This window comes from Pseudomonas sp. PvP089, from assembly GCF_017875165.1.
Classification (GTDB): domain Bacteria; phylum Pseudomonadota; class Gammaproteobacteria; order Pseudomonadales; family Pseudomonadaceae; genus Aquipseudomonas; species Aquipseudomonas fortuita.
Genome location: NZ_JAGGME010000001.1, coordinates 6,123,324 through 6,135,660, shown reverse-complemented (window position 1 = coordinate 6,135,660; position 12,337 = coordinate 6,123,324). Strand labels below are relative to the sequence as shown.

The window sequence follows — 12,337 nt, the reverse complement described above, 5'->3', positions numbered from 1 at the left end:
GTACCTGGTGGCCAGGGCGTTTACGGCAGTCGATCAACGAATACTGTGCGCGAGCACTCCCAGCCACCCCCGAATAAAAGCGCCATTCCTGTCGGCGCAATGAGGGCATTATGAGCAAGACCAACGAATCCTTGATGCAACGTCGTGTAGCTGCCGTCCCACGTGGCGTTGGCCAGATCCACCCGATCTTCGTCGACACCGCGAAGAACTCGACCGTGATCGACGTTGAAGGCCGCGAACTGATCGACTTCGCCGGCGGCATCGCAGTACTGAACACCGGCCACCTGCACCCGAAAGTGGTTGCAGCCGTGCAAGAGCAGCTGACCAAAGTCAGCCACACCTGCTTCCAGGTGCTGGCCTACGAACCCTACGTAGAGCTGTGCGAAAAGATCAACAAGCTGGTCCCAGGCGACTTCGACAAGAAGACCCTGCTGGTCACCACCGGCTCCGAAGCCGTTGAAAACGCCGTCAAGATCGCCCGTGCTGCCACTGGCCGTGCTGGCGTCATCGCCTTCACCGGCGGCTACCACGGCCGTACCATGATGACGCTGGGCCTGACCGGCAAGGTCGTGCCGTACTCCGCTGGCATGGGCCTGATGCCAGGCGGCATCTTCCGCGCCCTGTTCCCGAGCGAACTGCACGGTATCAGCGTTGACGACGCGATTGCTTCGGTCGAGCGCATCTTCAAGAACGACGCCGAGCCGCGTGACATCGCCGCGATCATCCTCGAGCCGGTACAAGGCGAAGGCGGCTTCCTGCCAGCGCCGAAAGAGCTGATGAAGCGCCTGCGCGCGCTGTGCGACCAGCACGGCATCCTGCTGATCGCCGACGAAGTTCAGACGGGTGCTGGCCGTACCGGTACCTTCTTCGCCATGGAACAGATGGGCGTTGCGCCTGACCTGACCACCTTCGCCAAATCCATCGCTGGCGGCTTCCCGCTGGCCGGTGTGTGCGGCAAGGCCGAGTACATGGACGCCATCGCCCCGGGCGGCCTGGGCGGCACCTACGCCGGTTCGCCGATCGCTTGCGCCGCGGCCCTGGCCGTGATCGAAGTGTTCGAAGAAGAAAAACTGCTGGACCGCAGCAAGGCTGTAGGTGAGCGCCTGACCGCTGGCCTGCGCGAAATCCAGAAGAAGCACCCGATCATCGGCGACGTCCGTGGTCTGGGCTCGATGATTGCTGTTGAAGTCTTCGAGAAAGGCACTCACACCCCGAACGCTGCTGCTGTTGGCCAGGTTGTTGCCAAGGCACGCGACAAGGGTCTGATCCTGCTGTCCTGCGGCACCTACGGCAACGTTCTGCGTATCCTGGTACCGCTGACTGCCGAAGACGCACTGCTGGACAAAGGCCTGGCCATCATCGAAGAGTGCTTCGCTGAACTCGCTTGATGTGACGCGCTTCTGAAAAAACCCGCTTCGGCGGGTTTTTTTTGTGCCCTGAAAAGCCATGTGGCGCTATGGTTGTCGGAGGACTGGCTTTGGAAGCTGCGACGGAACGTGTGTCAGGCTATTCAGGAGTAGTTGGCGATGAACGCTGCAGACCCCACCCCACCCAGCGTACTGATTGTGGAAGGCGACCCGTGGGTGCGTGACATGCTCAGCGAGATGCTGCTCAGTGTGCGCTGCGATGCCCGCCTGCAGGTGTGCGCCGATGGGGCGCAGGCACTCAGCGCGCTGTCCAGCAAGCCAGACCTGATTATCGCCGCCCGCGAGCTGGCCGGTGTCGATGGCCTGGACCTGTTGCGCAAGGTGCGCGCCAAAGGGCCGGGCTTGCCGTTCATCCTCATGAGCAACCGCAGCGACAGCGCCAGTGTGCGCGAGGTGTTGCCCCTGCACCCCACTGCCTACCTGAGCAAACCCCTGAACCTGGACAACCTGCGCAAGCGCCTGGAAGAGCTGCTGCTGGCCGTTGGCGAAGAAATCGCCTGCCCGGTGCCGGCGTTGCAGGCAGGTGCCAGCCTGCCCACCTACCTTGAGCAGCGCCGTGCTACCGCCGATGGCGGGCCGCTGTTGGCCGACGTGCAGGTGGCGATCAAGCGGGCGCTCAACCCTCAGGGCCTGAACCTGAAGGTGCTCGAAGAGGAAGTGCGTAACGACCCTCAGGTTACCGCCGTCCTTATCGCGGCTGCCAACAGCGCTGCGTTGCACCGTGAAGCGCCGGTGCAAACCTTGCTGCAGGCCCTGAACAAGCTTGGCAGCACCCAGAGCATGAATCTGATTCTGGGCATGACCCTCAAGCGCAGTGCACGGCTCAGCGACCCGTTGCTGGCGCAGCACGCGGCCGGGTATTGGCAGCTTTCACTGCATACGGCCGAATATGGCCGTACATTGGCGCGCATGCTCGAGCTGGACGAAGGGCGCTGCTATTGCGCGGGGTTGCTGCATTGCCTGGGCGACCTGGCCGTGTTGCGCTGCCTGCAAGAGTGGCGGTTGGCCGGGGGCGAGCTAGACGAACATAACGTGCAGCAATCGTTGGATGAGTTCGGAGCAGCGTTCGGCTCGGCGCTGCGGACACGCTGGCGTTTGCCGCTGGCCTTGCGCGAATTGATCGCGGCGATCTACCAGTTGGGCGGCGGCGTGTATTCGCGGGAGATCCTGGCCATGAACCTGGCGGGGCAGTTGTCGCGGCTGCCGGCCGAGCAGGGGCTGGAGAAAGTGGCCAGTGGCAAGACCGCGCGCTTGCTGAAGATGGGCCTGCCGGAGCTGAACCGGCTGCGCAAGGTGGATAACCCGGAGGTGAAGCCCCAGGAAGAGCCGCCTGTGGCGGAGGCTGAAGCGCCCAGCTGAGATGTTGGGGCCGCTTTGCAGCCCCAGTCATACCATTACCTGCGCAGGATGGGTCAGCCGCGGACGATCTGGTTCTTGCCTTGCCGCTTGGCTTGGTACATCGCCGCATCGGCCCGGGCATACAGGCTGTCCAGTGCCACATCTTCTTCGGTCAGCCCGGTCAGCCCCTGGCTCACCGTCACCCCGTACGTCTGCTCACCGTGGATGAAACTCAACCGCTGGATCTGCCGCTGCAAGCGTTCGGCAATCTGCTCGGCCACCTGCGTATTGCAACCGGGGAACACGGCCGCAAACTCCTCGCCGCCAATGCGCCCGAACAGGTCGCCACGGCGTAGCACGGCCTTGCCGCTGTCGGCGATGTGTTGCAGTACCTGGTCACCTTCCTGGTGGCCGTAGCTGTCGTTGATGCGTTTGAAGTCGTCGATGTCCAGCAGCAGGAAGGCCAGCGGTGTACCGTCTTCTCGGGCGCTGTCGAAGGCCTGCTGGGCGCATTCGAAGAAGTGCCTGCGGTTGCTGCTCTGGGTCAGCACGTCAGTGGTGGCCAGGCGCTGCAGTTCGCCTTCAAGCTGCTTCTTCTCGGTGATGTCTTCGGCGATACCGACAATGATTACCCGGTCGCCCACGTGTTGCTGGTTGATATAGCACTTGTCGCTCAGCCAGCGCAGTTGCCCGTCGGCATTCAGGATGCGGTACTCGCGGTCTTCCACAGCGCCCTTGAGCAGCACTTGGGCCAGGCTGCGCTCGGCGAACTCGAGGTCGTCAGGGTAGATACTGTCACGCCATTCGTTGTAATCGGCCAGCAACAGGCTGACCGGGCGGCCGAAGATGCGTTCGTATGCGGGGCTTACGTACAGCACCTGACGAGTTTCCCAGTCAAATGCCCAGAGCACCGCGTTGACGCTGTCCAGCAACGAACTGAACAGCTGATCGCGCTCGCTCAGGCGGGCTACCTCGCCTTGGGCGTGCAGGAGCGCAAGTAAAGTCTTGGCGGCTTCGGGAGGCGGGGTGCCGGGCAATGTCGTTGGAATATTCTTGGCCATGTGCACGAAGCGGGTCTCGACGTAAAAGCGTGCGGCCAGCATCCGGCCCGCCACGCGGGCGATGTGCCAAATTTGAGTGGAGTCGAGGTGGCTAAGTTCCGAACGGCACGCACCGAAATGGGGCGTGCCGATCAACGGCGGTCAGGCGCCGGTCGGGCGCAGGGAGTAGGTCTTGAGTTGTGCTGCGAAGTCGCGCAGGGCGTGGATGCCGCTGGTTTCGGCCTCGTGTATCCAGTCCTTCATGGCAGCCAGCATGTCGTGGCCGTTGGCGCTGGTGCGCGCCCAGATCTGCTGCAGGGCCAGGCGCTTTTCGTAAATGGTCTTCAGCGCCTGGCTATGGGCAAGCATGGACTCGATACGCACATGGTGGCGGTCTTCCAACAAGCTGGTTTCACGCGACAGCAGGCGCTTGGCGCGGCGGAAGTGGTGGCGCACCGAAGCGTCCACCCGGGCCAGCTCCTGCTTGACCAGCGGGCCGATCACCAGCTTGCGGTACTGGGCCATGATCTGGAAGCGGTTGTTGAGGATAGCCATGGCGGTGTCCATGTCCAGGCTTGCCTTGCCGGCCACCCGGTGGGCGATTGGCGCCACGCGCTGCACCTTGGCCAGGCGCAGCAGGCAAAACAGGCGTATCCACGCCCAGCCCATGTCGAACTCCCAACGCTTGACCGACAGCTTGGCCGAGTTGGGGTAGGTGTGGTGGTTGTTGTGTAGCTCTTCGCCCCCGATGACGATGCCCCAAGGCACCAGGTTGGTGGCAGCATCGCGGCATTCGAAGTTGCGATAGCCGAGGGCATGGCCCAGGCCGTTGACCACACCGGCGGCCCAGAATGGAATCCACATCATCTGTACAGCCCAGATGGTGATGCCGGCGGTACCGAACAGCAGCAGGTCGATCACCGCCATCAGCGCGATCCCACCCAGCTTGTAGCGCGAGTAGAGGTTGCGCTCGATCCAGTCATCCGGGCAGTTTTTGCCATAGATGCGCAGGGTTTCGGGGTTGCGCGCCTCTTCACGGTACAGCTCGGCACCCTTGCGCAGCACCGTGCCCAGGCCCTTGTACACCGGGCTGTGCGGGTCGTCGGGGGTTTCGCACTTGGCGTGATGCTTGCGGTGGACGGCGGTCCATTCACGGGTGTTCTGCGCCGTGGTCAGCCACAGCCAGAAGCGGAAGAAATGCTTGAGCGCGCCATTGAGCTCCAGGGCCCGGTGCGCGGAGTAGCGATGCAGGTAGACCGTGACGCTGACAATGGTCACGTGGGTCATCAGCAGAGTGATGCCGACCAGTTGCCAGGCCGACAAGTCGAGCAGGCCGTTATACCACATAGATGTAAATACCCTCGAAATGCGGGGGGAAGGGCTGATTATCCCTTGGCGGGGAAATAAAACCAGTCAACCGTTTAGATAGGAGGTCACGACATGTTTCAGCCTTTATAATGCCCACTCCTTTTTGATGGGCTTTTCCACCCGACATGTCTGTTTCCGTTCGCGACGCCTTGCGCATGGCTGCGCTGTATGTGGTGCTCTCGATCCTCTGGCTGGCGCTGGCCGAGGTGATGCTGCACGGCATGGCTGACGATCCCCTGGCACTGGCCGTGGGGCGGCAGATCAATGTGGTGCTGTGGGTGTTGTTCAGTGCCGTGCTGATCTATGTTTCGAGGGTGCGGCTGCTGAACTTCATCGGCATTGGTGCGCGCTTGCGCTGCGAGGACCGCGAGCGGCTGCGCATGGCTGCTGCAGTGTTCGACAGTACCCTCGAAGGTGTGCTGGTCACCGACCGCCAGGGCCTGATTGTGCACGTCAATCGTGCCTTCATGCGCATCACCGGCTACCAGCAGGATGAGGTGATCGGCCAGCGCCCGAGCAAGTTCAAATCGGGCCGCCACGGCCAGGCGTTCTACCAGCAGATCTTTGCCACCCTGGCCGAGCAGGGGGAGTGGAGCGGCGAAATCTGGAACCGGCGCAAAAGCGGCGAAATCTATCCGCAATGGCAGACCATCTGCGCCATCCGCGATGACGACGGTGAGCTGAGCCATTACGTGGCGGTGTTCAGTGATATCAGTGCGATCAAGCATTCGGAGCAGGAACTGGCCTACCTGGCCCACCACGATCCGCTCACCGGCCTGCCCAACCGCCTGCTGTTCACCGACCGGGTCGAGCAGGCCCTGGCGGCCGCTCAGGCCAACAAGCGCGGTTGTGCCCTGCTGCTGTTGGACCTGGACCATTTCCAGAGTATCAACGACGGCCTGGGCCACACCATCGGTGATCAGTTGCTGAAGCTGGTGGGCGAGCGCCTGGGCGAGGTGCTGGGCAATGGCGTGACCCTGGCACGCCTGGGTGGCGACGAGTTCGGTGTGCTGGCCGAGAACTGCCAGCAGGTCGGCCAGGCGGGCAAGCTGGCGCAGTGCATTATCGAACGCATGCGCGAGCCGTTCCTGTTCGAGGAAAATCGCCTGTTCATCAGTGCCAGCGTCGGTATCAGCCTGTTCCCCAGCGACGCCCTGAGCGCCGAGCAGTTGCTGCGTAATGCCGACGCGGCGTTGTACAAGGCCAAAAGCAACGGCAGGGCCTGCTATGCGCTGTACACCGAAGAGCTGACTGCTCACGCCCAACAGCGGGTCGAGACCGCCGGTGAGCTACGCCGGGCCCTGGAGCAGGATGAGCTGCGGGTGTACTTCCAGCCGGTACATGACCTGGCGACAGGCCGGCAGGTCGGGGTCGAGACACTGGTGCGCTGGCAGCACCCCCAGCGCGGCCTTGTGCCGCCGGGCGAGTTCATCCCGATTGCCGAGCGCACCGGGCTGATTGCCGAAATCGACACCTGGGTGCTGCGCCAGGCCTGCCTGCAAATGGTGCAGTGGCAGGCCGAAGGCCGGCAGTTGGCATTTGTGGCGGTGAACATCTCCAGCCGGCTGTTTGGCCAGCACGAGCTGTACCAGCAGGTTGCCGAAGTGCTGCACGACACCGGCCTGGCGCCGGCGCTGCTGGAGCTGGAAGTCACCGAGAGCGCCGTGATGGAAGACCCGGAAGTGGCGCTGGAGCAGTTGCACCGTTTGCGCGAGCTGGGCGTGACCCTGGCCATCGACGACTTTGGCACCGGGTATTCGTCGTTGCTGCGGCTCAAGCGTTTGCCGGTGCAGAAGCTGAAAATTGATCAGGGCTTCGTTGCCGGGTTGCCTCTGGATGAGGATGACATCGCGATCGTGCGGGTAATCATTGCCCTGGCACGCAGCATGGGCATGCAGGTGCATGCCGAGGGCATCGAGCAGGCGGAGCAGGCCAGCTTCCTGCTGCTGGAGCAGTGTCAGCTGGGGCAGGGGTACTGGTTCGGGCGGCCGGTGCCGGCTGCGGATCTTCGCTGGGATTGAGACCCAGGGCCCGCTTTGCGGCCCTCGTCTATCGCTTGTTCAGGCCCTTCGCCAGGCGGTCCCCACTCAGCTGGATCAACGCCACCAACGCCACCAGCATGGCAATCACGGTCAGCATGATCTGGCTGTCAAAGCGCTGGTAGCCATACCGGTAGGCAATGTCGCCCAAGCCCCCGGCACCGATCGCACCGGCCATGGCCGAGGAGTTGATCAGGGTCACCAGGGTAATGGTGAAACCCCCGACGATGCCCGGCAGCGCCTCGGGCAACAGCACGTGCCAGACGATGTGCCAACGCCGACAGCCCATGGCCTGTGCAGCTTCCACCAAACCATGGTCGACTTCGCGCAGGCTGACCTCGGCAATGCGCGCAAAAAACGGCGTGGCGGCAATGGTCAGCGGCACCACCGCCGCCCACACCCCGTAGGTGGTACCTACCACCAGGCGGGTGAAGGGGATCAGCGCGACCATCAGGATCAGGAACGGGATCGAGCGGAACAGGTTGACGAAGGCGCCCAGCACCCGGTTCAGCAACGGTGCCTCGAAGATTCCGCCCTTGTCGCTGGTGACCAGCAGCACCGCCATGGGCACCCCCACCAGCAGGGCGATCAGCGACGACACGCCGACCATCAGCAAGGTGTCGAGCAAGCCGTCCAGCAGGCGATCAAACCACATGGCCCAGTACCTCCACGTCCTCGGCCCAGCGGCGGGCACGTTCCAGCAGTTGATGGGTGTCGTGCGGCGAATGTTGCACCGACAGGATCAGTTGCCCCAAGGCATGCTCGCCGATGGTTTCCACGCCGCCCTGCAGCAGGCGTACGCGGCCGCCCAGATCGTTGAACAAAGCAGACAGCTCGGGCTCACCGAGCAGGGTCAGTTTCAGCACTACAGCGCTGTCGCGGCTTACCGGGCTGGCCCGCAAGCTGGCTTGCAGTGCGGCAGGCAACCTGGCCTGCAACGGCGCTAGCAGGGTGCGGGTGACCTCGTGGCGTGGGGCACCGAACACCCGCCAGACTTCGCCCTGCTCGACCACTTCGCCGCGCTCCAGCACGACCACCCGGTGGCAGATATCGCGGATTACCGCCATTTCGTGGGTGATCAGCACGATGGTCAGGCCCAGCCGCTGGTTGATGTCGCGCAGCAACTCAAGGATCGAAGCGGTGGTTTCCGGGTCCAGCGCCGAGGTAGCTTCGTCGCACAGCAAAATCGCGGGGTCGTGTACCAGCGCCCGGGCAATGCCGACGCGCTGTTTCTGCCCGCCAGACAGCTGCGCCGGGTACACGTGGTGCTTTTCCTGCAAACCGACCAGCTCAAGCAAAGCGCGCACCTTGCGCTGGCGCTCGGCCTTGGCCACGCCGGCCACTTTCAACGGCAGTTCGACGTTTTGCCATACGGTCTTGGCCGACATCAGGTTGAAGTGCTGGAAGATCATGCCGATGCGCCTGCGCAGCGCCACCAGGTGGTCCTCATCGAAAGGCGCGATGTCCACCTGGTCGATCAGCACCCGGCCCTGGCTGGGTTGCTCCAGGCGGTTGATGGTACGCAGCAGTGAAGACTTGCCGGCACCGCTGCGGCCGATGATGCCGAAGATCTCGCCATGGGGGATGTTCAGGTCGATGCCTTGCAAGGCCGGTTGCGGCTGGCCAGGGTAGGTCTTGCCCAGGCCGATAAAGCGTACATGGGCTTCATTGACCTCCGGGCGCAGGGCCTGTTCCTTGACCGGTGGCGGCGATGGTTGTGGTGCAGGCGCCCTGAGCGCGTGGGCCTGGCGCATGTCAGCCTTCCCAACCGGCTTGGTAGAGCTTGCCGTGGGCTTTGTCCAATGCTGCGCGCACCACCGGAGAGTGCTGGTAGATGTCGACGAACCTGGCCAGCCGTGGGTCGTCCTTGCTTTGCGGGCGGATGACGAACTGGATCACGTATTCCTTGTTTTCCAGGCCGTCGAACAGCAATGCCGAGGTGGCATCGAAGGTGTTGGCCAGGCGGATGTAGGCCGGGTAGCCCTGCACCAGGTCGGCGTCGTCGTAGGCGCGGACCAGCTGAACCGCCTCGACCTGAAGGATTTTCAGCTTTTTCGGGTTGGCGACGATGTCGTCCTCGGTGGCCTTGTAACCAACACCTGGCTTCAGGGTGATCAGCCCGGCCTTGGCCAGCAGTTGCAGGCCACGGCCGCTGTTGATCGGGTCGTTGGCGATCGCCACGCTGGCGCCCTCAGGCAGCTCGGCAAAGCTCTTGTACTTTTTCGAGTACAGGCCAACGTTGTTGATGATGCCCGAGGCGTAAGGCACCAGGTTGAAGCCCGCAGCAGCCTTGGCGTTCTCCAGGAACGGGATGTGCTGGAAGTAGTTCACGTCGATGTCGCCGCTGTTGAGGCTGACGTTGGGCGCGATCCAGTCGCTGAATTCGATCAGCTTCACTTCCAGGCCTTGCTTGTGCGCTTCTTCCACGGCGGCTTCCAGCGGAATGGCGAAAGCCGAGGTGGTGCCGATCTTCAGCGGTTCGGCAGCCAGGGCACTGGCGGACAGGCCCAGGGTGAGGGCAATGGCCGCGACGGGCCGGAACAGTTTCTCAAGCATGGTGCAGGGCTCCAGTCGGGGCAGGGGTTGGGGTAAAGCGGTAGGTCGAGCCCGGGTGGTCGGCGGGCAGGTGCGGGTGGTCGGCCTGGAACAGCTTTTCGCGCAGGGTGCCTTCGGCATAGGCGGTCTTGTAGCGGCCACGCTGTTGCAACTGCGGGATGACCAGGTCGATGAAGTCCTCGAAACTTTCCGGGGTGACGGTGCGGGTCAGGTTGAAACCGTCCAGCCCGGTTTCGTCGATCCAGGCGATCAACTGTTCGGCCACTTGTTCCGGTGAGCCGACCAGGGTTACGTAGCGGCCACCCAGGGCGTGCTGTTCAAGCAGGCGACGGCGGGTCCAGGCGTTGTTCTGCAACTGGCGCGTGGCGGACTGGATGGCATTGCCCTGGCTGAAGCCAATCGGCTCGTCCAGCCCGTAGGCCGCAAAGTCGATGCCGGTGGAGGCGGCGAAGTGCGCGACGCCGGCCTCGGGGCTTGCATGGCGCAGGTATTCGGCATGCTTGGCCTGGGCCGCTTGCTCGGTAGGGGCGACGACCACCGTGATGCCCATGAACACTTTGATCGCTTGCGGGTCGCGCCCGGCGGCCTGGGCGGCAGCGCGCACCTTGTCGACCTGGGCGCGGGTGGCGGCCTTGTCCTGGCCACTGATGAACACGCATTCGGCATGGTTGCCGGCGAACGCCAGGCCACGCTGCGAGCTGCCGGCCTGGAACAGTACCGGGGTGCGTTGCGGCGAGGGTTCGCTCAGGTGATAGCCCTCGACGTTGTAGAACTCGCCGTGGTGGCTGACCTTGCGCACCTTGTCGGGCCGGGCATAGACGCGCTGCTTGCGGTCTGCGACCACCGCGTCATCGGCCCAGCTGCCTTCCAGCAGCTTGTAAAGCACTTGCAGGTATTCGTCGGCCTGGTCGTAGCGACGGTCATGCTCGGGTTGCTGCTCAAGGCCCATGGCCCGGGCGGCGCTGTCGAGGTAGCCGGTGACGATGTTCCAGCCCACCCGGCCATTGCTCAGGTGGTCGAGGGTGGAAAGCCGCCGGCCGAACAGGTATGGCGCTTCGTAGGTGAGGTTGGCGGTAAGGCCGAACCCCAGGTGGCGGGTGACGGCAGCCATGGCCGAAACCAGCAGCAGCGGGTCGTTGACCGGCAGCTGGATCGACTCCTTGAGGGTGACGTCCAGCGACTGGCCGTAGATGTCGTAGGTGCCGACGATGTCGGCAATGAATAGCCCGTCGAACAGGCCGCGCTCCAGCAGGCGGGCCAGATCGGTCCAGTATTCCAGGGACTTGTACTGGGTCGAGGTATCCCGTGGGTGGGTCCACAGGCCATGGTTGATGTGCCCGATGCAGTTCATGTTGAAGGCATTGAGCAGAATCTGCCTGGCCATCAGATGGTCCCCCGGCGTGGCGGGTTGGTATCGTTGAGGTAGTAGTTGCCGATGGCGTGATACTTCCAGCGCACCGGGTCGTGCAGGGTATGCACGCGGGCGTTGCGCCAGTGGCGGTCGAGGTTGTGCTCGGCCAGCGTTGCCTGGCTGCCGCCCAGTTCGAACAGGGCAGTACCGGCAGCGAGCGAAATCTCGGTGCTGATGGCACGTGCTTCGGCCACGGCAATGGAGGCGGCGGCCACGTTGTCGGCCGTGCTGTCGTCGCGGGCGCGGTCGAGGTATTCGCCGGCGCGCTCCAGCAGGGCTTCGGCGGCATGCAGACGGATCGCCAGGTGGCCGAAACTCTTCAGCGTCAGCGGGTCATCCGTAGCCTTGTCCAGGCCCGAGTCGACCCACGGGCGGCTGCGGGTGCGCACGAAGTGCAGGGCATCTTCATAAGCGGCGCGGGCGATGCCAGTGTCGATGGCAGCATGAAGAATTTGCGCCAGCGGCCCGACCGGCGTGGGGCGCTCGAACGCGCTCTGGAACGGCACCACATCGGCGGCGCTGACGTACACGTTGTCAAACACCACCGAACCGCTGCCAGTGGTCCGCTGACCGAAGCCGCTCCAGTCGTCGATCACCTGCAAGCCCTGGCTATCGGCCGGGACGAAGGCCAGCTGCTGCACGCCTTGTTCATCGACGACCGAGGTGGGAATGCGCTGGGCGTAGATGGCGCCGGTGGAATAGAACTTGCGGCCGTTGATGCGAAAGCCGTCGCCGTCACGGCTCAGGCGGGTGGTGCGGTCGTTGGCGGTTTTGGTGCCCAGCTCGGCCAGCGCATTGCCGAAGCGCCGGCCGGCGAGTACTTCGGCGTACAGGCGCTGTTGCTGCTCGGGGGTGCCGTTTACCCGCAGCACTTCCAGGCCGTAGAAATGGTTTTGCGGGATTTGCCCGAGCGAGCCGTCGGCCTGGGCGATACGGGCGATGACCTTGGCCAGGGTGACGTTGGACACGCCGGCGCCGCCAAAGGCCTTGGGCACGCTGATGGCCCACAGGCCGGAGCGGGTGAACAGCTCCAGCTCGGTATGCGGCAGGCGGCGCTCGCGATCGCGCAGGGCGCTGTCGCGGCGCAGTTGCTGGGCGATGTCTTCGGCGACGGCCAGGGCCTGGGCGTCGCTGGTGATGATAGCGATTGTCATAGAG

At 63.9% G+C, this 12,337-nt stretch carries 10 protein-coding genes; 3 read left to right on the top strand and 7 right to left on the bottom strand.

What is annotated here, in order from left to right; all coding sequences use genetic code 11:
* Positions 1-110 precede the first annotated feature (110 nt).
* Positions 111-1,388 carry a 4-aminobutyrate--2-oxoglutarate transaminase gene (gene gabT, locus J3A71_RS28075; RefSeq protein ID WP_016484376.1) on the top strand — a complete coding sequence of 426 codons (1,278 nt, stop codon included), beginning with the start codon at positions 111-113 and terminating at the stop codon, positions 1,386-1,388.
* 138 nt (positions 1,389-1,526) lie between these two features.
* Positions 1,527-2,786: a response regulator gene (locus J3A71_RS28070; protein WP_023048203.1), complete on the top strand. Its 1,260-nt coding sequence runs from the start codon at positions 1,527-1,529 to the stop codon at positions 2,784-2,786.
* Between the two features lie 53 nt (positions 2,787-2,839).
* On the opposite strand, the gene J3A71_RS28065 is transcribed toward J3A71_RS28070, so the two are convergent.
* Positions 2,840-3,868: a sensor domain-containing diguanylate cyclase gene (locus tag J3A71_RS28065; protein ID WP_096425453.1), complete on the bottom strand. Its 1,029-nt coding sequence runs from the start codon at positions 3,866-3,868 to the stop codon at positions 2,840-2,842.
* 99 nt (positions 3,869-3,967) lie between these two features.
* Positions 3,968-5,152, bottom strand: coding sequence for a delta-9 fatty acid desaturase DesA (gene desA / locus J3A71_RS28060; RefSeq protein ID WP_016484379.1), 1,185 nt, complete (start codon positions 5,150-5,152; stop codon positions 3,968-3,970).
* A gap of 146 nt (positions 5,153-5,298) precedes the next feature.
* On the opposite strand from desA, the gene dibA reads away from it, so the two are divergent.
* On the top strand, positions 5,299-7,194 hold the full coding sequence (gene dibA / locus J3A71_RS28055) for a phosphodiesterase DibA (protein ID WP_016484380.1): 1,896 nt from the start codon (positions 5,299-5,301) through the stop codon (positions 7,192-7,194).
* 28 nt (positions 7,195-7,222) lie between these two features.
* Here dibA and J3A71_RS28050 read toward each other — a convergent pair whose 3' ends face one another.
* Genes J3A71_RS28050 through J3A71_RS28030 form a run of 5 tightly spaced genes read right to left on the bottom strand, consistent with a single transcriptional unit; the run spans position 7,223 to position 12,333 of the window.
* Positions 7,223-7,867 carry a methionine ABC transporter permease gene (locus tag J3A71_RS28050; protein ID WP_096425454.1) on the bottom strand — a complete coding sequence of 215 codons (645 nt, stop codon included), beginning with the start codon at positions 7,865-7,867 and terminating at the stop codon, positions 7,223-7,225.
* Positions 7,857-8,966 carry an ATP-binding cassette domain-containing protein gene (locus J3A71_RS28045; RefSeq protein WP_209953528.1) on the bottom strand — a complete coding sequence of 370 codons (1,110 nt, stop codon included), beginning with the start codon at positions 8,964-8,966 and terminating at the stop codon, positions 7,857-7,859. The genes J3A71_RS28050 and J3A71_RS28045 overlap by 11 nt, the downstream gene beginning before the upstream one ends.
* A 1-nt stretch (position 8,967) precedes the next feature.
* Positions 8,968-9,768: a MetQ/NlpA family ABC transporter substrate-binding protein gene (locus tag J3A71_RS28040; RefSeq protein ID WP_060518093.1), complete on the bottom strand. Its 801-nt coding sequence runs from the start codon at positions 9,766-9,768 to the stop codon at positions 8,968-8,970.
* The gene (locus J3A71_RS28035; protein WP_096425456.1) at positions 9,761-11,152 is read right to left on the bottom strand and encodes an LLM class flavin-dependent oxidoreductase; all 1,392 of its coding nucleotides are present in this window, start codon (positions 11,150-11,152) and stop codon (positions 9,761-9,763) included. The genes J3A71_RS28040 and J3A71_RS28035 overlap by 8 nt, the downstream gene beginning before the upstream one ends.
* Positions 11,152-12,333 carry an SfnB family sulfur acquisition oxidoreductase gene (locus J3A71_RS28030; RefSeq protein ID WP_096425457.1) on the bottom strand — a complete coding sequence of 394 codons (1,182 nt, stop codon included), beginning with the start codon at positions 12,331-12,333 and terminating at the stop codon, positions 11,152-11,154. The genes J3A71_RS28035 and J3A71_RS28030 overlap by 1 nt, the downstream gene beginning before the upstream one ends.
* Between the last annotated feature and the right edge of the window lie 4 nt (positions 12,334-12,337).

Bases quoted from the DNA above. Each gene is read 5' to 3' on its own strand.
- J3A71_RS28065 (WP_096425453.1), bottom strand. From the start codon at position 3,868: ATGCTGGCCGCACGCTTTTACGTCGAGACCCGCTTCGTGCACATGGCC.
- dibA (WP_016484380.1), top strand. From the start codon at position 5,299: ATGTCTGTTTCCGTTCGCGACGCCTTGCGCATGGCTGCGCTGTATGTG.
- J3A71_RS28070 (WP_023048203.1), top strand. From the start codon at position 1,527: ATGAACGCTGCAGACCCCACCCCACCCAGCGTACTGATTGTGGAAGGC.
- J3A71_RS28035 (WP_096425456.1), bottom strand. From the start codon at position 11,152: ATGGCCAGGCAGATTCTGCTCAATGCCTTCAACATGAACTGCATCGGG.
- J3A71_RS28050 (WP_096425454.1), bottom strand. From the start codon at position 7,867: ATGTGGTTTGATCGCCTGCTGGACGGCTTGCTCGACACCTTGCTGATG.
- J3A71_RS28040 (WP_060518093.1), bottom strand. From the start codon at position 9,768: ATGCTTGAGAAACTGTTCCGGCCCGTCGCGGCCATTGCCCTCACCCTG.
- J3A71_RS28030 (WP_096425457.1), bottom strand. From the start codon at position 12,333: ATGACAATCGCTATCATCACCAGCGACGCCCAGGCCCTGGCCGTCGCC.
- J3A71_RS28045 (WP_209953528.1), bottom strand. From the start codon at position 8,966: ATGCGCCAGGCCCACGCGCTCAGGGCGCCTGCACCACAACCATCGCCG.
- gabT (WP_016484376.1), top strand. From the start codon at position 111: ATGAGCAAGACCAACGAATCCTTGATGCAACGTCGTGTAGCTGCCGTC.
- desA (WP_016484379.1), bottom strand. From the start codon at position 5,152: ATGTGGTATAACGGCCTGCTCGACTTGTCGGCCTGGCAACTGGTCGGC.